Source organism: Exiguobacterium sp. USCH10, from assembly GCF_037619445.1.
Classification (GTDB): domain Bacteria; phylum Bacillota; class Bacilli; order Exiguobacteriales; family Exiguobacteriaceae; genus Exiguobacterium; species Exiguobacterium aestuarii_A.
Genome location: NZ_JAQPZO010000002.1, coordinates 68337 through 88168, shown reverse-complemented (window position 1 = coordinate 88168; position 19832 = coordinate 68337). Strand labels below are relative to the sequence as shown.

At 44.8% G+C, this 19832-nt stretch carries 22 protein-coding genes, 1 tRNA gene and 1 riboswitch; of the genes, 13 read left to right on the top strand and 10 right to left on the bottom strand.

Features of this window, described 5'->3' with window-relative positions; translation table 11 throughout:
- Positions 1-88 precede the first annotated feature (88 nt).
- Both putP and PQI28_RS05000 read right to left on the bottom strand, forming a co-directional pair.
- Complete coding sequence (putP, locus tag PQI28_RS05005) at positions 89-1576, bottom strand: sodium/proline symporter PutP (protein WP_339962682.1); 1488 nt, start codon at positions 1574-1576, stop codon at positions 89-91.
- Between the two features lie 120 nt (positions 1577-1696).
- Positions 1697-2254 (bottom strand): DNA-3-methyladenine glycosylase I, encoded by a 558-nt coding sequence (locus PQI28_RS05000; protein WP_339962681.1) that lies wholly within the window; start codon positions 2252-2254, stop codon positions 1697-1699.
- 92 nt (positions 2255-2346) lie between these two features.
- Here PQI28_RS05000 and PQI28_RS04995 point away from each other — a divergent pair, with 92 nt between their 5' ends.
- Positions 2347-2961 carry a DedA family protein gene (locus tag PQI28_RS04995; RefSeq protein ID WP_214782654.1) on the top strand — a complete coding sequence of 205 codons (615 nt, stop codon included), beginning with the start codon at positions 2347-2349 and terminating at the stop codon, positions 2959-2961.
- Between the two features lie 49 nt (positions 2962-3010).
- Here PQI28_RS04995 and PQI28_RS04990 read toward each other — a convergent pair whose 3' ends face one another.
- Complete coding sequence (locus tag PQI28_RS04990) at positions 3011-4180, bottom strand: cation:proton antiporter (protein ID WP_214782657.1); 1170 nt, start codon at positions 4178-4180, stop codon at positions 3011-3013.
- A gap of 25 nt (positions 4181-4205) precedes the next feature.
- Positions 4206-4631, bottom strand: coding sequence for a GNAT family N-acetyltransferase (locus PQI28_RS04985; RefSeq protein ID WP_214692631.1), 426 nt, complete (start codon positions 4629-4631; stop codon positions 4206-4208).
- A 116-nt stretch (positions 4632-4747) separates the two neighbouring features.
- Between PQI28_RS04985 and PQI28_RS04980 the strand changes: the two genes are divergently transcribed.
- The 5 genes from PQI28_RS04980 (at position 4748) to PQI28_RS04960 (ending at position 9314) form a co-directional block, all read left to right on the top strand.
- Positions 4748-5293 carry a glycerol-3-phosphate responsive antiterminator gene (locus PQI28_RS04980; RefSeq protein WP_214782660.1) on the top strand — a complete coding sequence of 182 codons (546 nt, stop codon included), beginning with the start codon at positions 4748-4750 and terminating at the stop codon, positions 5291-5293.
- Between the two features lie 40 nt (positions 5294-5333).
- Complete coding sequence (locus PQI28_RS04975) at positions 5334-6038, top strand: SDR family NAD(P)-dependent oxidoreductase (RefSeq protein WP_214782662.1); 705 nt, start codon at positions 5334-5336, stop codon at positions 6036-6038.
- A 99-nt stretch (positions 6039-6137) separates the two neighbouring features.
- Positions 6138-6986 carry an HD domain-containing protein gene (locus PQI28_RS04970; RefSeq protein ID WP_214782665.1) on the top strand — a complete coding sequence of 283 codons (849 nt, stop codon included), beginning with the start codon at positions 6138-6140 and terminating at the stop codon, positions 6984-6986.
- A gap of 187 nt (positions 6987-7173) precedes the next feature.
- Complete coding sequence (locus tag PQI28_RS04965) at positions 7174-8163, top strand: sodium:calcium antiporter (RefSeq protein ID WP_339962680.1); 990 nt, start codon at positions 7174-7176, stop codon at positions 8161-8163.
- A gap of 89 nt (positions 8164-8252) precedes the next feature.
- The gene (locus tag PQI28_RS04960; protein ID WP_214782672.1) at positions 8253-9314 is read left to right on the top strand and encodes a bifunctional glycosyltransferase family 2/GtrA family protein; all 1062 of its coding nucleotides are present in this window, start codon (positions 8253-8255) and stop codon (positions 9312-9314) included.
- 23 nt (positions 9315-9337) lie between these two features.
- Here PQI28_RS04960 and PQI28_RS04955 read toward each other — a convergent pair whose 3' ends face one another.
- The 3 genes from PQI28_RS04955 to PQI28_RS04945 form a co-directional block, all read right to left on the bottom strand.
- Positions 9338-9904, bottom strand: a complete 567-nt coding sequence (locus PQI28_RS04955; RefSeq protein WP_339962679.1) for a 3'-5' exonuclease — start codon at positions 9902-9904, stop codon at positions 9338-9340.
- A 61-nt stretch (positions 9905-9965) separates the two neighbouring features.
- Positions 9966-10298, bottom strand: coding sequence for a four-helix bundle copper-binding protein (locus tag PQI28_RS04950; RefSeq protein ID WP_214787842.1), 333 nt, complete (start codon positions 10296-10298; stop codon positions 9966-9968).
- Between the two features lie 112 nt (positions 10299-10410).
- Positions 10411-10483, bottom strand: a tRNA-Ala gene (locus PQI28_RS04945).
- Positions 10484-10606: 123 nt separating this feature from the next.
- Between PQI28_RS04945 and PQI28_RS04940 the strand changes: the two genes are divergently transcribed.
- From PQI28_RS04940 to PQI28_RS04930, 3 genes are all read left to right on the top strand, one after another.
- The gene (locus tag PQI28_RS04940; protein WP_339962678.1) at positions 10607-11470 is read left to right on the top strand and encodes a GRP family sugar transporter; all 864 of its coding nucleotides are present in this window, start codon (positions 10607-10609) and stop codon (positions 11468-11470) included.
- A 205-nt stretch (positions 11471-11675) separates the two neighbouring features.
- Positions 11676-12107 carry an SRPBCC family protein gene (locus PQI28_RS04935; RefSeq protein ID WP_339962677.1) on the top strand — a complete coding sequence of 144 codons (432 nt, stop codon included), beginning with the start codon at positions 11676-11678 and terminating at the stop codon, positions 12105-12107.
- A 152-nt stretch (positions 12108-12259) separates the two neighbouring features.
- Positions 12260-12940 (top strand): hypothetical protein, encoded by a 681-nt coding sequence (locus PQI28_RS04930; protein ID WP_339962676.1) that lies wholly within the window; start codon positions 12260-12262, stop codon positions 12938-12940.
- Positions 12941-13318: 378 nt separating this feature from the next.
- On the opposite strand, the gene PQI28_RS04925 is transcribed toward PQI28_RS04930, so the two are convergent.
- From PQI28_RS04925 to PQI28_RS04915, 3 genes are all read right to left on the bottom strand, one after another.
- Entirely contained in the window at positions 13319-13840 is a 522-nt protein-coding gene (locus PQI28_RS04925) for a DM13 domain-containing protein (RefSeq protein WP_339962675.1), read from the bottom strand.
- A gap of 101 nt (positions 13841-13941) precedes the next feature.
- On the bottom strand, positions 13942-14466 hold the full coding sequence (msrA, locus tag PQI28_RS04920) for a peptide-methionine (S)-S-oxide reductase MsrA (protein ID WP_274664408.1): 525 nt from the start codon (positions 14464-14466) through the stop codon (positions 13942-13944).
- Positions 14467-14534: 68 nt separating this feature from the next.
- Positions 14535-14634: riboswitch (SAM riboswitch) on the bottom strand.
- A 44-nt stretch (positions 14635-14678) separates the two neighbouring features.
- Entirely contained in the window at positions 14679-14840 is a 162-nt protein-coding gene (locus PQI28_RS04915; RefSeq protein WP_214692576.1) for a hypothetical protein, read from the bottom strand.
- Between the two features lie 114 nt (positions 14841-14954).
- On the opposite strand from PQI28_RS04915, the gene PQI28_RS04910 reads away from it, so the two are divergent.
- From PQI28_RS04910 to PQI28_RS04895, 4 genes are all read left to right on the top strand, one after another.
- Positions 14955-16361, top strand: a complete 1407-nt coding sequence (locus PQI28_RS04910) for an amidase family protein (protein ID WP_339962674.1) — start codon at positions 14955-14957, stop codon at positions 16359-16361.
- Positions 16362-16426: 65 nt separating this feature from the next.
- Positions 16427-17488: a 23S rRNA (adenine(2503)-C(2))-methyltransferase RlmN gene (gene rlmN, locus PQI28_RS04905; protein WP_339962673.1), complete on the top strand. Its 1062-nt coding sequence runs from the start codon at positions 16427-16429 to the stop codon at positions 17486-17488.
- Between the two features lie 878 nt (positions 17489-18366).
- Positions 18367-19047: an ATP-binding cassette domain-containing protein gene (locus tag PQI28_RS04900; RefSeq protein WP_074033151.1), complete on the top strand. Its 681-nt coding sequence runs from the start codon at positions 18367-18369 to the stop codon at positions 19045-19047.
- 15 nt (positions 19048-19062) lie between these two features.
- The gene (locus tag PQI28_RS04895; protein ID WP_074033150.1) at positions 19063-19806 is read left to right on the top strand and encodes an ABC transporter permease; all 744 of its coding nucleotides are present in this window, start codon (positions 19063-19065) and stop codon (positions 19804-19806) included.
- Positions 19807-19832 lie beyond the last annotated feature (26 nt).

Genomic DNA, 19832 nt, shown 5'->3' with positions numbered 1-19832 from the left:
ATTAATCTCAATATATATAGTATTCGTTAAAAATCTATAAAACTCCTTGTACATAAAAATGGCAGGTCAAGAAGACCTGCCGAGAAGATTATTTAATATGTTCTTTCACCATGTCACGCATTTGGTCGAATTCACGTTGAATGACCTCACTTGGTGGAGGCGTCATCAAACTAACGACATAAATGGCGAGTGCAGACAGGAAGAATGCTGGAATCATCTCATAGAGCGTTCCGAACGTTCCAAACAATGAAGCAGCATAGTTCTTCCAAAGGATGACGACAAATGCACCAGTCAACATCCCGGCAAGGGCGCCTTGACGAGTCGTCCGTTTCCAGAAAAGACTAAATAGAATGAGCGGTCCAAACGATGAACCGAATCCTGCCCAAGCATAACCGACAAGGTTCAAAATTGTATCATCTGCATCGAGCGCAAGGACAATTGACACGACCGATACGAGAATAACAGTGATTCGACCGACCATGACGAGCTCACGGTCTCCAGCGTCTTTACGGAAGAATTTTTGATAGAAGTCCGTCGTTGCTGCACTAGATGAGACGAGTAACTGTGATGAGATCGTCGACATAATCGCAGCGAGTAAAGCTGCCAACAATACCCCGGTCACCAGGTCAGGGAACAATAAATCCGATAGGTTAATAAAAATATTTTCAGGATTATCGATTGTCAGCCCTTGTTGCGTGTAGTAGGCAAGCCCAAACAATCCGGTCGCCATCGCCCCGACGACGGTGAAGACCATCCATGAGATGCCAATACGACGTGCCGTATTTATGTCTTCCAATTTCCCGATTGCCATAAAACGAACGATGATGTGTGGTTGACCAAAATAACCGAGACCCCACGCAAATAAAGAGATGATTCCAATGAGCGATTGTCCCGTCCATGGATTGAGTAACGCTTCATCGATATCCCGGACCGTATCTAATGCGTTCGACACACCATCTGTCGCCATGATAGCGATTGCCGGTACAAAAATGAGTGCGAATAGCATGATGAGTCCTTGAACAAAGTCTGTCCAGCTAACGGCTAAAAATCCGCCGATGAACGTATACAAAATGATAATCGAAGCGAGAATAATGACACCCGTTACGAATTCAATGTCGAAGACGGCATTGAATAGTCGACCACCTGCAACGAACCCGCTCGTCGCATACAACGTAAAAAAGATGAGGGTAACGGCCGCAGAAAAGGAACGTAACAACCCTTTTGAGTCTTTGAAACGCTTCTCAAAAAAATCTGGAATCGTGATCGCATCATCCGATATGTAGGAATAAATGCGCAATCTTGGAGCGACCAACAACCAGTTTAAATAGGCGCCGATTGTCAACCCGATGACAATCCATCCACTTGAGATCCCGGTTGCGTACATCGCACCAGGTAATCCCATTAAGAGCCATCCACTCATGTCAGACGCACCGGCAGATAGAGCCGCGACACCGGGACCTAGTGCCCGCCCACCTAACATATAATCGCCAATACTGCTTGTTCTTCGATACGCGATGATCCCAAGTAAGACCATCAGTGCCATGTATACGACAATGGACACTAAAATTCCGTTCATCTACATCCCCCCGAAAGATAAAAAATATGAAAACGTTTTCAGTGATAGAGTATCACTTTGTCAAAATATTGTCACAACAATAGGGGAGATGTAAAGATTTTTTTGATAGCTGGTCTTAACTTATCGAAATGCACAAGAGACGAGATGGTCATTGACGAGGCCGGTCGCTTGTAGGTGGGCATACACCGTGGTCGGCCCTAAAAATTTGAACCCGCGTCGTTTCAGGTCTTTACTCAATCGCTCAGACAGTTCCGTCGTTGCAGGAACATCCTCCAGTCGATTCCATTCATTCACGATAGGTTCATGATCAACGAATGACCAAATGTATGAATCAAATGAACCGTATTCTTCTTGTAGTTTGATGAACTGTTTCGCATTATTGACGGATGCTTCGATTTTTCGGCGGTTTCGGACGATGCCACTGTCTGTCATCAATCTTTCGATATCTTCTTCCGAAAAACGAGCTACTTCGTTCACATCGAAATTTGAATACGCGGAGCGATAATTTTCACGCTTTCTTAAAATCGTGATCCAACTGAGTCCAGCCTGTGCACTCTCGAGGGTCAGACACTCAAAATGTTTTTGGTCATCATGGACAGGTTTGCCCCATTCCTCGTCATGATAGCGGACGTAGAGTGGATCAGTGTCGCACCACGGACAACGAAATAATTCTTCCAAATCAATCAACTCCTTTTTTCATAAGTGTAGCATGTCTCAGTGGTTATCCCTTAAACAGGATGGGTATAATGTGTGGGAATGGAGGCAGCGATATGAGTGACTGGATGATTTCGATAATCGAACAATACGGATACATAGGAATCGCGTTCATGATCTTCATTGAGAACGTCTTTCCGCCGATTCCTTCTGAAGTAGTCTTGTTATTTGGTGGGTTCTTCGCTGTGAAGACAAACTTGTCGATTACACTCGTCATTGTAGCTTCGACGGTCGGAGCTATTTTAGGGGCAGTTTTACTATATGGACTCGGTCTCTTATTCGATGTCGAACAGATTGAAAAGTGGACGAAGAAATATGGGAAGTGGATTCGGCTTGATATTAACGATGTCAAAAAAGCAGATGCTTGGTTCGATCGATACGGAGGGTGGATGGTCTTCTTTGGGCGATTGATGCCGGTCGTTCGAAGCCTCATCTCAATCCCGGCAGGTATGTCGAATATGCCATTCTTAAAGTTTTTGCTTCTCAGTACTGCCGGAACAGCGATTTGGAACACATTCTTGGTCTTGATCGGAATGAAAGTCGGTGAGAACTGGCAAGATATACTTGCCTACCTAGATGCCTATTCTTATACGATTTACGGTCTGTTGCTCGTTAGTGTGATCGGATACCTCATCTGGCGAAAAAAACGACATGCTAAAAAGACAGTGTAAGAATGAATGAGAGGATAAAACAGGCGGACCGAAAATTCGGTTCGCCTGTTCACTCTTCATTTTTCTTTTCTGGTAATACTTTTGTAAGCGTCTTTTCCGTCTTTTCGGCCAAGTATTCCGAGAATCGAAATAAAATGATTCCTACAATGGCTGACACGAAAATATAAAGACCGACAAACAAGTTGATGGCCCCGTTTGAAAGGGCGGTAAACAAGATGGAGAACTCACCACGCGGAGCGAGAGAAAACCCCGCCTCATTCGCCTGGACACGAGATAACCCGTAAATTCTTCCTCCGACGCGACCGACAATCCACTTCGACAAGACGCCCCAAACAATCAAGACAAAGAATAAGGTGTTAACGATGACACCTTTCTCCAAGTTGATTGAAATTCCGAATGAAATAAAAAAGATTGGGAGAAACAAGTCACGAACGGGGACCGTCAAACGTTTGAGCGGACGAACGTCATGGAAATCCGCAAGCATGATTCCGGCAATAAACGCTCCTAAAATCTCAGATAGACCAAATACCATACCGATTCCGGCGAAGAAGAGAATGAGTCCGATAAGCCCGATACTCGCATCATCCTGACGTAAAAGGTGTTTCGAGAACTTCTGTTGTTTCGACACAAAGCTCGATCCGATAAACAATAATACCCCGAAAATCAGAAATCCTGAGAATACTTTCCCGATATCTGTCATGGCGACCGGTTCCTCTTGAATGATGAATGGCGCAATCGTCAATAAAAGTGGTGCGAATATATCTTCAAAAATAAGTAGAGCTAGGACGAATTCTTTAATATCTTCATGTTTTTCGGAGTGGCGCTCAAGTAGTTTCGCTGAGATCGAAGAGCTCGTCGCGTATAGAACGGCACCAATTAAGAAGGCGCGCGGAAAGTCCAATCCAAACAACAAGGCGACTCCGAATGAGACGCCGAACGATAGGACGATGTCTAATACGCCTGCTTTCCAAACTTTTCGCATTCGCTTCCACAATTCGCGTAACGGAAACTTTAACCCGAGCAGGAAAAATAAAAGGATGATTCCGATTTCACCGGCAATTTTGAATACTTCGTTTCCGTCCCAGAAAAAACCGACCCCAACACCGATGGCGATAAACGCTAAAATGCTTGGAAAGTATAGACGTTCAATCAGGAGGCTGAAGACGGAGATAAGCGTGAGCGCCAGTCCGAGCAACACGATGATGTTCAATCCATCCATAAGTCATCTCCTTTACCTAGAAGTGTTACCTTTCCATTTGATTCCACTGATACTCCATACCGACTGATTCTGGACGTGAATAATCAAAGCCGAACTGACGATACAAGCCATCCGCAGGAATATCGGCAATTAGACTGACAATGGCCGTCTCATCTGCCTCTTTTAGAATCCACTCCATTAAATTCTCCATGATTAATTTACCAAGACCCAGTCCTTGGCATTCTGGATCGACGACGATGTCGACTAGATGAAAGACCATTCCGCCGTCCCCAACGACACGCCCCATCCCGACAATCTCATCATCTAAATATAAACAGACCCCAAATAGCGTGTTCTTGAGTCCTTTGACCGTACTTTCATCTGAGCGTCGAGGCATCCCCGCCTTCACACGCAACGACTGATGTTGCTCCGGTGTCGGTGTCTCAACTTTTACAGTAACTTCATTGACCATACTAAAATCCCCCTCTACAACAAGTTAACATTACTTTCCCGCTATATTGAATGAGTAAACCTTGATTTATGAAAATAGCTGTCGGCATAATGGGAAGAAGACAGGAGGAATATCGGATGATACAAGGTCAATCAATCTTGCCGGCGATACGTGATATGCGCGATTTAGAACGATTTTTATCGAGTGAACTTGAAATAGGAGTTTTACTTGAAATTCATATGAGTCGATTAGAACCTATTTTTAAATTATTAGAAAAGCATCAGAAAAAAGTCTTTATTCATATGGATTTAATCCAAGGAATGAAAGCGGATGAATTTGCGACTGAGTATGTCTGTCAAACGTATCGACCGTTGGGAATCATATCGACAAAAGGGAACGTGATTGTACGGGCAAAACAAAATCATGTGTTGACAGTACAACGGTTGTTTTTAATTGACTCGACATCATTGGATAAGAGCATCCGACATATTGAACGGTCAAAACCAGACTACATCGAGGTCCTTCCAGGAATTGTTCCGAAGTATATCCGCCGAGTACAGGAAATGACCGGTATACCTGTTTTTGCAGGAGGGTTGATTGAGACGATGGAAGAAGTGAATGCAGCCCTTGCCGCTGGGGCAAGTGTGATCACGACCTCAAATCGTAAACTGTGGACTGAGTAACCCACATTCGGGTATACACTCTTCTAGGAGGGATGAACAGATGAAAGACATTATGATTATTACAGGTGTCACGCAAGGGATTGGCTATGCGCTCGCTAATGCGTTCGCAAATCAATATGAAGTTGTGGGATTGGACATCGGTGAAGACCCGAATATAAAAGGGGTGTCCTTTTATCAAGTTGATCTTGGGGAAACCGAAGCGCTAAAGCGGGTATTCGAAGACGTAAAGTCACGTTTTGGACATGCTCATGTGTTGATTAACAACGGGGGGGTCGCCTCACTCGTCAAACCGATTGACGAACTTGAAATCGATACGTTCAAACGAGTCATCGACGTTAATTTAGTAGGAACGTTTACTTGTGCAAAATACTTTTTGGAATTAAACAAAGATGAGTCATATGGTCGCATTGTCAATATGGCCTCGACACGTGCTCTGCAAAATGAACCACACTGGGATGCGTATGGGGCCTCTAAAGGCGGGATTGTCGGTTTGACCCATTCGCTTGCCATCTCATTGAGTGATCGACCAGTAACCGTGAATGCGATTAGCCCGGGTTGGATTCATACATCAGACGAAGCGTTACGAGAAGTCGACCATCGTCAGCATCCGTCTGGCCGTGTCGGCGAACCGGATGACATCTTCCGAGCGGTACGGTATCTGATTGACCGAAACAATGACTTTGTTAACGGTCACAATCTCGTCGTCGATGGTGGGATGACGAAGAAAATGATTTATGAAGAATGATAAGACTATATACCTAATTTAAGAAAGGTATTAGGTTATTTGTGCCTAATTCCGGGTATGTATTAGAAGAGTTTTCATCCGGAAGAAGGGGGAATTGCCATGAACCCGCTTGTAGAAGAAGCGCTTCGCTTTTCATCGATTCGTCATGGAGGGCAGCACCGGAAAGGGTCATCGATTCCATATTTATCACACCCGTTTTCGGTTGCATTGTTGCTCGAAACGGACCACCAACCACCAACGGTCGTTGCAGCTGGACTCTTACACGATTTAATTGAGGATACGAAAACGGATTCTCAAGAAATCTTGACTAAATTTGGTCCGGACGTATTACGCCTTGTACTTGCCGTTTCTGAGAAGAACCGTAATCAGACATGGGAACAACGAAAACAGATGACTCTTGAGCACATCTCATCTCTTCAATTCGATGAGGTCGCACTCCTCGTGGCAGATAAGCTACATAATCTTCGTTCCATCCGCTATGATTTAGAGATGGAAGGGATGACGGTGTGGCAACGTTTCAAACGTCCGATGCGAGATCAGTCTTGGTACTATCATCAGTTGTTACATGCGTTCGAACCGTTTCGTAGCTCAACAGATCTCATCGGTTTGTATGAACAGGAGCTTCATTCTTTATTTTACGGACAAAAAAATACAAAAGATCAAAAAGTGACAAGACTCTTTGAATCGATTCTCACCCATTTTATCGATGATGAATGGGTCCAAGAGACGGCACCACTCTGTCAAACCGCATATGAATTGAAGGAAATTGTTGCTCGTACGGCTGTGAATGATGAAGAGATTGAGGCGTTTCGACAGCAACTAGAGCGAGCGGGTTGGACTTATCCGATGCCACCGCCTCAGTTAGCCGCGATGCAAGAACTTGGTTATCGGACGGCTATGGACGCATCGGATTTTGTCACGATCATGCGTCGCTCGATTGTCAACTAGACAGGTTCATGCTATAGTCAAATGGAAGATAAAAAGGGGAGTAGCGACCACGATCGTGGTCGATGGGTCGTCATTACAGTGCGCATGCACTCGGTCCATCGAGCTTTTACAAGTCCGCAAGACCTTTTTATGGGCGTTTTTGGCGTCCATAAAAGGGTCTTTTTTGTTTACCCAAGGAGGAGAAAAAATGGTATTTGTTTATTTCTTATTAGCTGCGGCCATCACAGTCTATGCCGCAATCAAGTTGTCCACATACGCCGATGTCATGACGGAAAAGTCAAAAATGGGCGGGATGCTCGTCGGTACCGTTTTGCTGGCGGGAGCGACGTCACTACCTGAAGTGACGACGAGTATATCAGCGGTCATGATTGACAACCCGGACATCGCCATCGGAAACATGCTCGGGTCTAACTTGTTCAATATTTTTATTTTAGCGATGTTCGACCTGTATTTCCGTCAAAAGCAACTCTTCAACTATGCGAGCCGTGATCATCTATACACGGCAGGACTTGGTCTGTTGCTGACCGTGACGACATTGGTCGCCTTGATTGTCCGAGTCGATATGACCTTTATCGGAATTGGTGTCGACGCACTTTTAATTGCCCTTCTTTACGGGATCGGGATTTACTATATCGGGAAGCAACCGAAGGAGCCGGTCGCTGAGCATGAAGTGGAAGAAGAGGTCGTTGTTAGTAAGTATGAAGATATCACATTGAAACGAGCTGGATTCGGTTTTCTGATTGCCGCTGTCGTCATCATGGCAGCCGGGACGGCACTCTCCATCACAGGAGACCAAATCGCCGTCGTCACAGGACTCGGTTCAAGTTTCGTTGGTAGCTTCTTGATTGCCGCATCAACTTCATTACCTGAAGCGGTCGCCGTGTTTATGGCGCTCAAACTTCGAAACGTCAACTTGGCATTCGGTTCGATTCTCGGAAGTAACATCTTCAACATGCTCATTATCGCCATGTCGGACGTCTTCTATCGAAACGGTTCGATTTTGGCAGACGTATCGACGTCACACCTTGTTTCGGCGGTCGGGATTACGATTCTATCGATTCTCGTGATGTATAGCGTCCTGCGTCAAAATGTCACATCGAAGGTACGTTACGTCATTCCTTCGCTGCTCGTCGTTGTCGTGTACTTTGTTTCGTCATACTTGATCTTTATCGGGTGAGTTCATGCATCAGTCTCAGGACTGGTGCTTTTTTTATGGGAATGCGAATCCGTTGCTTCGGGTATAAGGGAATTGAAGGAGGGGTGGCGATGCAAGTGCAAGAAGTAGAAACACGCCAAGCGTATACGATTTTGATTCCGGCCTACAACCCTGACGATGCACTCGTCACACTCGTGGAAAGGCTGAGGGCGAGCGGGTTTTCGACCATCGTTGTGGTCAATGACGGTAGTGATGAGTCGACGGTAGGCATATTTGAAAAGGTGGCATCATTTGTTGACCAAGTGCTAACGCACGAACAGAATCAAGGAAAAGGGGCAGCTCTGAAGACTGGACTACAGCATATTGCAGAGACCTATCCCGACAAGTTAGGTGTCATCACGGTTGACGCCGATGGACAACATTTACCTGAGGACGTCGTCAATGTGTATGAGGAGGGGGTGAGTAAGCCGCATCATCTGATCATGGGTTGCCGTGACTTCAGTGGGGATAAGATTCCGCTCCGAAGTCGATTCGGCAATCAGGCGACACGACTCGTCATGTTGATCGGGAGTGGATTGAAGTTAAAAGATACTCAGACAGGACTTCGTGCCATCCCGATGCGATACGCACGACAACTGATTGACATTCCGGGGAATCGATATGAGTTCGAGATGAATATGCTGACGTTCACAAAGCGGTTACAGGTTCCGATTCAACAGACGACCATCCAGACGGTATATGAAAACGAAAACGTTTCATCCCATTTTAGACCGATTTTAGATTCGATTTTAATCTATCGTATGTTTTTGATGTATTCGGCATCGTCCGTCGCTTCATTTCTTGTTGACGTTGGGATGTATGCAGGTTTTATCTTTTTATTATCACCGTACTTCGATACGGCTCATGTCGTCATCGCGACGGTCATCGCTCGAATTATCTCCTCTCTATTCAATTATTTCGTCAATCGGAAAGTCGTCTTTCATTCAAAAGCGCGACGATCACTTTCCAAATATTTTTCGCTCGTCGTTGTCCAGATGGCAACCTCGGCATTGTTGGTCTATCTTCTTTTTCTTCTATTTAGGCAAGGAGAAGTCATCCTAAAAATTATCGTCGACAGCTTTCTCTTTTTTGTCAGTTACTTTGTCCAAAAACGATGGATTTTCAAAAAATAACCGGTCATGGGCTCATGACCGGTTTAATATGCGAGTGTTCCTGTTTTGACGGACGTATAGCGATGTAGCTCTCTCGGGCTTGTAATGCCGGTTTTCTGCATCATATCACGCATGAGTAGAGCGCATACGCGAGCGTCTTCTGCTGCATCATGATGAATAAAAGGCACGTTCAGATATTCTGCCATCGTGTTCAACTTGTGGTTCGGGAGTCCAGGGTACAGTTTACGTGACAATTTGACAGTGCACCCGTACTCAATTGTAGGGAAATCGAATAGATCATATTTCAAAATTGCCTTTCTTAAGGCACCCATATCAAATGAGGCGTTATGTGCGATGACGAGGTCGACTTCTCGTAAAATCGGGTAAAGAGAGGCAAGTACTTCCGGTAACGCAGGGGCATCCCATACGTCACTCGGACGAATGCCATGAACCCGTATGTTCCCCATATCAAAGTCTTCCTCTGGATTGACGTGTCGTTGATCAGTTTCAATCACTTCTCCATTTTGCAGGATGCTCCACCCGACAGAGCAGATGCTACGGCTATCTCGATTAGCGGTCTCCACATCGAGAGCGAGAATGGTATGATTCATAATTTACCTTCTTTCTTTTGCAATAAAAAAAGTCTAACAGAAAGTTAGACGAATGTCGTGCTTAAGCGGCGACGAGTGTACGGCAAGCTTCGGCACAGCGCTCGCACGCTTTTGCACAAGCCTGACAGTGGTCATGCAAGTGACGGCCACATTCGACGGCACATGTATCACATACCTGAGCACACAAGGCGACAATTGGTTTTGAGAAGGCTGAATCTGTTTCTAAGGCATTTAAAGCCAACGTACAAATGTCTGAGCATTCTCGTGTCAGTCGAATGCATTCGGTGAACATGTGTAAATCCTCTTCTTGTAAACTTTTTGAGAAGCAATGGTTACAAGCGCGCATACATTCAATCACGCTCGTCAATGTTTCTTCAACAGATGTGCGTTCCATTAAAATTCCCCCTTATATGAAAAAGTCTATTTTTTATTACCCGTTCGTATAAAGGTTGAATCGCATCATACAAATAAAAAAGTCACATCTCTTAAGAGATGTGACAGATTAATGGAGCATAGGGGGCTCGAACCCCTGACCTCTACGCTGCCAGCGTAGCGCTCTCCCAGCTGAGCTAATGCCCCGTTCGAAATCATTATATCATCGTAGTATTCGACATGGCAATTCTCTTTTTCAATTTAGGTTTATAAAATTGGAGACGTGGGAATTTCATGTTAGACGTTATATTAAGAAAGCAGGTGTGCTCTATGGAAATGATTCTTTTGGCACTTTTACCGGCACTCATGTGGGGAAGTATTCCACTCATCGTGTCGAAAGTGGGAGGAAAACCGATTCAGCAGTTAATCGGAACGACCATTGGGGCGATGATTATGGCGGCCGTGATTGCCCTCGTATTTCGACCGGAGTTCACGACACTCGCCATCGTGACAGGGTTTATCTCAGGGGCGTTCTGGGCGCTCGGCCAATACTTACAGTTCCAGTCGTTCCAAATCTTAAGTGTCTCGAAGGCGATGCCAATCAGTACGGGGATGCAGCTCGTCGGAACGTCACTCTTTGGGGTCATCGTGCTCGGGGACTGGCAGACGACGACGGAGCTATGGTTAGGTTTCTCAGCGCTCGTCTTGATTATCATCGGGGCGACGATGACTTCCTATCAACAGAAGAAAGACAAAGATAGCGCCGGTGCGTTGAAGAAGGGGTTACTCGTCTTATTCGTCTCAAGTATCGGTTACGTCACGTATGCGGTCTTGACGAACTACTTTGAAGTAGACGGTATCACGGCGATTCTTCCACAATCGGTCGGAATGTTCATCTCGGCTCTTCTTTTCAGTATTCGTGAGAAGGACGTCAAGAAAATCGATCCACGTACGTTCAAGAATATTTTAGCCGGGATTGCCTGGGGAATCGGGAACTTCGGTCTCTTCGTCTCGAGCGGAGAAGTCGGAATTGCCACTTCCTTCGCTTTATCTCAATTGAACGTCGTTGTGGCGACACTCGGTGGGATCTATCTCTTAAAAGAGGAGAAGACGACAAAGGAACGCGTCTATGTCTTTATGGGAATCGGCTTGATTGTCGTTGCCGGATTTATGCTTGGGATTGCCAAAAGCTAAATTTCAATGATGAAATGATAAGAACCCTGAATGCGCACTCATGCTAGCGTGCCATTCAGGTTTTTTTGATTAGCGATATTGAGGGAGGGCAGGAGATGATGTGACCGATAGGGAAGTAATGCCTACTCATGTAATCTACATGGTACAGGGTACGTACCACATTCATGATTGCTCGGAAAATTGCAGAGTAAAGGGGAAACGAATCATGGAATCAAACGTAGTGACGATATCAACGCTCGTCGATGCACCAATCGACACTGTCTGGAAACTGTGGACAGACCCAGATCATATCAAACAGTGGAATCATGCGTCTGACGATTGGCATACGACCGAAGCGGAAAACGACTTACGGATTGGCGGGAAATTTCGAAGTCGGATGGAAGCAAAAGATCAGAGCATGGGCTTTGATTTTGAAGGGGTGTATGAAGAAGTTAAAGTGAATGAGCTCATTCAGTATCGTCTTGACGATGAACGGAGAGTCAGAGTTTCATTTACTTCAGAAGGGGATTGGACGAAAGTGGTCGAGGTATTTGATGCAGAATCGATGAATCCGATTGAATTGCAACGACAAGGCTGGCAGGCAATTCTCGATAATTTCACTCGATATGCGAATGGTAAGAAAAAAATGAATGATTAACTGTAGGCCCAGCAGTATACATTTCAAATTGAGGGTGTATACTGCTGTTTGTTGTATAAAATCAAAATCGTATATCAGTTAGTTTGTTGTTGATTAAATTAATTAATCGTCGATCAATTTGAAAGGTAAATATTGAGGGAGTTAAAAGCGACATGAGAGAAGTAAGGCTAAGTTTTAACTTTTTTCAGGACATGGAGAATGAAAAATGGGCACGCCAGATGTTAGATATTTTTGTCGATTTTCAGGTTGAAATCGGAAAGATGGGATTTTACGAACCACTTAGAACTGAGTTTTCGAATGACACCTTTTTAAAGATGTGGACAGAAGGCGACGATGATTTTTACAGCTTTGTTTGTCGATTGAAAAATAGTAAAGGGTATCTCAACATTCATAACTTGAAAGAAGGTTTACCAGGAAATGTTGGTTTCGTTTTTGTGATCAGCAAGACAAATTTTCTGAATGAAAAGGACAAATGGATTCTGTTATTTGATCGCATTTGTCGAGAGTGGGGTCCATTCCAAGCATCAATATCTAGAAGGATTGAAGAACGAGAGAATCTCATGTACGAAACAGGTTTTTCTAAAGTTAAGGAAGTGGAATGGCTTAATTATTGGAGTGATGAATTGTTGAGCGTGAATTCAGTTTCTATTCCAAATGAGGTCAAAGACTATAATTGTTATGATAGAGTTGCATTTAATAAAGGGTATGTATTCCAGTTGATGAATTTGATTGATGATCCCTCGTACTATCAGTTGTCTGAAAAGATCAAAACCATGATTGGTCAAAACTTATTTTATAAATGCAGTGAAGATTTAGATTTGCTAGATTTATGATAGTCATTTTCTTCTCCATACGAAAGAAATGACAAACGCAGTAAAGCCTCCGATTACAAAAATATAGAATAGCGAGTAGAAAACAAACTCGCCGATATCTTCAAGACTCGTAAACGTGTTCTCTACAATCATTGGTTCAGATAAAATCCCAATCGTCACGATCGGCAGAAAAAAAATCCAAAACCGTTTCCAAAAATATGAGCTGTAAGACGTCGATTGATGTGAAGTCAAATAAAAACCCTCCTTATAAAAAAGTTCCATACTTTACCATATTGTAACACGTGAATTGCATGAATAAATAGATAGAACTGATAGAAATAATTTTTCTAATACAAAAAAACAGCGAGGACGTCAAACGTCCAGGCTGTTTGATATCAGTTATTCATTCGATGCGCTTAATTCTCCCGTCCCAAACGTCGCACTAAAAGCACGGCACCAGATGACGACTGTGTTGTACTCTTCTAGATTCACATCCGCAGGGACTAAATAATTTTGATTCCCGATGTTTCCTTTTAACGATCCTAAACTGACGCCTTCGGTTGTCTCTTGTCCTGGCTTCGTCAAATAGACAAATAAATCAGGTCCGTTCGTCGTTTCAAACTCTTCAAATCGGAGATACGTCCCGTCTTCTGCCTCGACGGAGCGAATCGTGCCCGTCGTCTCATAATTTTTCTCCCCGTCCATGAACACACCCGCTACTTCGGTTTGACTCGGTTGTGGTTCCGGTGTCTCAGTTGTCTCTTCCTCTGTTTCTTCTTCTGAAGCAGGCGTCTCAACAGCTGTCGGTGGTAGTCCTTCATCGACTGTCTCTGTCAAGAAAAGCGGTGAGATGAGCCACCAGGCGACGGCGATTACGGCTACGCCGATCACACTGATGATGAGTTTCGTACTTGTTTTCATGTATGAGTCCTCCTTTTCGGATGTATGAACCATTAATAGCCTTTTCCCGATTATTGGGCTTATAAAAAGACGCGGATGCTAAAATCCGCGTCTGATGATCGTTATACGGTTTCGGTCCAGTTCTCTTCGATGAACGTGTCTCGTCCTGAGATGGCTCGGTCTTCTTTATAATGTTTCGGATTCTTTTTATGGTAATCCTGGTGATACTCTTCCGCTTCGAAGAATGTCGTCGCCGGAGTGATTTTTGTGACAATCGGTGCCGTGAAGCGACCACTTGCTGCTAATACGTCTCGACTCGCTTCAGCCGCGATTCGTTGTTCCTCCGTGTGATAGAAGATGGCTGGGGCATACTGAGGCCCGCGGTCTTGGAATTGACCACCTTCATCGGTCGGGTCGGTCTGAATCCAATATAGCTCGAGGAGACGCTCATATGAAAACAGAGATGGGTCATATGTGATTTGAACGACTTCTAAATGACCAGTCGTTCCCGTTTTGACTTCTTCATACGTCGGATTGTCGATCTGTCCGCCCATATAGCCGGATACGATTCCTTCAATCCCTGGTAGTTCTTCAAAAGGTGTTACCATGCACCAAAAACAGCCACCTGCAAATGTTGCTTTTTCCATCTTGTCGTTCCCTCCAAATCGTATTTAAACAAAAAAAGCGCTCACGTCGGATGACATGAGCGCTCTCGTCATATCGTCCAAGGTTTCCCTTGCTGGTCGTAGCACCTTGCCTAAGGCAGGTTGCTGTGAAGTCATGGAGCCAGATCTCTCGTTCACTCTTGATATCGATATGTAGTTGGTGAGAGCATCATACCACCCTCAAAATACTTTCGTCAATGATTCGGTTTTCGCTTTAACTGAAAAATCGTCAAGACGATGATGAATCCGATCAACCCGATCGAAATGAACGGACCATACGGCACATTTTCTCCGTATAACTGCAAGAAAAATAGACCGAACACAGCGAGTAGCACGAATATGTAGGAGCGTGTCATAGGAACCTCCTGTTTTTTCTTAAGTGTAACAAGAACACATCGACTTGGCGATACGAAAAGGAAATCAGGCATAGAGCACGAATAAAGTTGGGAGAGATAAGGAGGAATGAATAAATGGATCAATCACAATTGTTAGAGCTGACAATCGAAGATGCACATCGTGGGTATAAAGAAGGACAATTCACGGCACGAGACGTGACCGCGTATTACCTTGGAAGGATTGCTGCATATAATGAGCGACTTCATGCCGTCATCCAGGTGAATCCGGACGCCCTGTTCGAGGCAGAGGCGGCAGAACGGGCCTATAAAAAAGGAGTACGCAAACCGCTCCTCGGCATCCCCGTCTTAATCAAGGACAATATCGAGACAGCCGGTCTGATGCGTACGACAGCGGGTGCCGCCGCCATGCGACATCATTTTGCGGGTCGAGATGCCGAGCTCGTGAAACGATTACGGGATGACGGGGCCATCATTCTCGGAAAAGCGAACCTGTCCGAGTGGGCGAACTTTTTAACGGAAGATATGCCGAACGGTTGGAGTGCTGTTGGCGGACAAACGAAGAACCCTTATGGCGACCAATTAGATGTCGGGGGATCGAGTTCTGGATCGGCTTCGGCGGTTGCGGCGAACTTGACACTCCTTGCCGTTGGATCTGAGACGAGCGGCTCGATTGTACACCCGAGTGTGCATAATAGTATCGTCGGAATCAAGCCGACCGTCGGTTTGATCAGTCGTTCAGGAATCATACCGATCTCACGTTCTCAAGATACAGCTGGACCGATGGCGCGTACCCTTCGTGATGCGGTCGTTGCCTTGCAGACCATGTGTGGTGAAGATTCGGCTGATCCTGCGACATGGGAAACTCCAGTCGGACCGCCTTATGTGACATGTCTCGATGTCCGTCAAGCGGTCGGGATGCGTGTCGGATTTATCAAGCCAAATATTTCAGACGAAGAAGTCGGTTTGTATGAACAGGCACTTCGATTGTTGCGTCAAGCCGAGGTTGAACTCGTCGAGATCACGTTACCGAAACACGGTGCATTAGAACAGGCAGATATTTTGTTTGATGAATTTAAGCTTGGGATTGAGGCGTATCTTGCGAACACAACTGTGCCATTTAAGACGCTTTCAGACTTGATCGAATGGAACGCGGACCATCCCGAATCGATTCCGCACGGGCAGACCATCTTTGAACAATCAGATGCACGTTCAGGGCGTCTCGTCGAAGCTAGTTATCTCGACTGTCGGATTGATGATGTTCATTTCGCAAAAGTAGACGGAATGGATGAGCTATTAAAAGCGCAAAAACTGGACGCGATCGTCCTGCCACATGACATGAACTATGACATGGCTGCGAAAGCGGGACACCCGACAATCACGGTCCCTTATAAACGAAAAGAGAGCGGGGCCCCGTTCGGTCTATCGTTCACGGGAACGAGCTTTGCGGAACGAGATTTGATTCGTGTCGCTTATGCGTTTGAACAGTTCGTCACACGACCGACGCCTCCAGATTATTCGTAAGTTGCACCCGTCTCTGACGTCCGCTACAATGGTACGTATGCGGATTAGAGAAAGGACAGGTTAGAATGAAATCATCTATATACGGGTTGACGTTCGATCAGCTCACAAACGAGTGCACGGAAGCAGGATATGGTGCCTTCCACGCACGTCAAGTCTGGGACTCGCTCTACATCGACCGGGTCAAATCGATGGACGCGCTGAACGTCCGTGACGAAGTACGCGATTACTTAACTGAGAAATACGTCATCTCGACACAAGAACTGTTCGTCAAACAAGAAGCGGGCGATGGAACGGTCAAATTCTTACTTAAATTACATGACGGGCATTACATCGAGACGGTGCTCATGCGTCACAAATACGGACGTTCGGTCTGTGTGACGACTCAGGTCGGTTGCAACATCGGCTGTAGCTTCTGCGCGAGCGGCTTGCTGAAAAAGACTCGTGATTTGACGGCTGGTGAGGTCGTCGAGCAAATCATGACCGTCCAACACTTCCTCGATGAAGAGGGCGAAGGGGACCGTGTCAGCCATATCGTCGTCATGGGTATCGGCGAACCGTTCGATAACTTCGACAACTTGGTCGACTTCTTGCGTGTCGTCAAAGATGAGCGTGGTCTCGCAATCGCTCCGCGTAAGATCAACGTATCGACGAGTGGTCTCGCGGATAAGATCTATAAGTTCGCAGACCTCGACTTACGGATCAACTTGGCGCTCTCTCTACATGCGCCGAATGATGAATTACGTACTCGCATCATGAAAATCAACCGGGCGTTCCCGCTTGATAAACTCATGCCGTCGATTCGCTATTACGTCGAGAAGACGAACAAACGAATCACGTTCGAGTATATCCTGCTCTCGAAAGTAAACGATTTACCGGAACATGCGGAAGAACTCGCCGACTTGATTGAAGACATCAAAGACAAGTCGTATGTCAACTTAATTCCATATAACCCGGTCAACGAGCACATCCAATATGAGCGAAGCACGCCTGAGGACATCATGGCGTTCTACGACATCTTGAAAAAGCGTGGCGTCAATACGGGTGTTCGTCTCGAGCACGGGACAGACATCGATGCGGCATGCGGACAACTTCGTAGTAAGCATATGAACGTCGAAGGCGCGAAGTAAAAAATGACCGCTCCAGGAGATTGAACTGAACCCTGAATGATAGACACTTGATAAAAAGTGCTCATTCAGGGTTTTTGACGTTTCCCGTTTTGGCGGAGGGAAAGCGTCAAAGTTTTTTGTGTTCACGTTTGAGTGCTGCGCTGAATTTTATAATCCATCAATCAATAAACTGTAAAGTCAACTGCAACATGATGCTACTTTGTCTAAATTTTTCTCTTTAATGTAAATCTTTTCGTCCTCGACTCTAAAATCAATTCCCTTCTTCTTCAGACGTTCTTCCTGAGACGTGCTATATTCGCCCCAAGATGACATTACAAATTAGTTGTTCATCTAACTGTCGGACGAAAAACTAGAAACTTTAAAATGTTGGTACATATTGAGTTAATCTATGACTCGATGTCTGTTGGCACATTTCATACAGAAATTTTGAGAGTCGACAACCTGCACAATCATTGAATAGGCAGAATAGAAACTATCTAATAAAGTGATGATTATATATTGTAAATCAATAAGAATATAAAATGTTACGAAATATCATAGTGACTTTTGGTACAGCAATAATATGAAACGTGCCTTTTCTCCTATGTTTAATGTTTGATTTTTAAATGTATGACAGTACTTAAGTTTTAGATTTTATGTTATATACATCTAACGCTTGAAATGATTTTCTTATCATGAAACAATGACATCAATTACATAAAAGGTATATCTATCCATTAGTGATTTTTTTTGGGTGTAAATACCTGCGATGATTTTTTGTCTAACCATTGTTAACTTTTTACTAGATCAATGATTTGCTTTAGTGCTACTGACTTGTTTGATTGTTGAGACGAAACAATGAATTGATGACATGAAAAAAGCGAGGTGCAACAATGTTGATGCTACAGATTGAAAATGTAAAAAAGAAATATGGGAAAAAAGAAGTGCTGAAAGGTGTTTCCTTCGAAGTAGAAAAGGGGGATTTTTTGGCCATTATCGGGAAGAACGGGGCTGGCAAGACCACACTTACCAACATCATTTGTAAACTGGTGAAACAAGATAGCGGGACCATAAAATACGCGTTTGATGAACGCGATCTTTATTCTCACATCGGAGTCCAAACGCAATCAGGTGATTTCGATGATCGTCTCAAGGTCGAGGATATGTGCACATTGTGGCGAAAAATCTATAAGGTCGACCAGGCAGTAGTTGAGGGGTACCTTGAACGCTTCGATTTAACAGAGGTACGGAAACAGTACATAAAGACACTATCTGGTGGTCAAAAACAAAAATTAAATATCTTATTGAGCCTATTGAATGACCCGGATCTACTTATTCTAGATGAGCTCACCACATCCCTTGATGCGACGAGTCGTCACGAGATGCGAAAATATCTAAAGGAACTCAATGACCAAGGAAAGACTATCATCATGGTCAGTCATTATATGGACGAGGTCGAAGCAATGTGCAACAAGGTGGTCGTCATCAAAAATGGAGAAGTCGAACAATCGACTACACCTCAGGCATTGATGGGGACTGACTATAACAGTTTGCAAGATTATTTTGTCGAATCTATGTAAATCGAGGAGGAACTCATGAATACAGTCACCGCACTATTTCAGCTAGAGGCAAAGAAGTTATTAAGGACGTGGATCATCCTAGGGTTTGGAGTGGCTGCACCGCTCTTCTTCTTGATCATGCAGACAGAAGTCAGCAACAACAGTCTTGAACTTTATGGGATGGAAATCGCCCCGATTGATTTCACGTTTCCGATGTTTGCTTTCTTGAGCGTCGTGGTGCTCGCCATTGGTAATGTCGGGATCGGCTTCGCCTACATGAGAAGCATCTATTTTTTCAGGAGACTTCGTTTGGCCTCGGTCAAAAGCACACAATTTATCACTGCCAACTTCTTGGTACAGTTGCTGTGTGCCATATTTACAATCATCCTCTTATTCGCCGTCGCGACGACCCAGTACTCGATGAGTCTCGATGGAAAGAACCTCTTCATCTTTGGATCTATACTGTTCCTGTCGTTCATGATGTGCTATTTCATTGGCGTGTTCATTGGGAATTTGACGACAGATCCGAAGACCTCACAAACCCTGTCGATGGGAGTTTACTTCGTCATTATCTTTTTAGGCGGTGTCACGTTCCCGACTGAACTGATGCCTGATTTTATGCAGAGCGTCGCGAACGTCTTACCGACGACCCATGCGGTGAAAATCCTCCAAATCTCTTGGAACGGTGGAGACATCTGGGAATCCTATCATCTCATCTACGTCATGGCGACGACGGTAGTCGTAGGTCTTCTAAGTTTCCGTTTCTTCAAATACGACTAATGACATATCAAAACGAATCTGTTTTT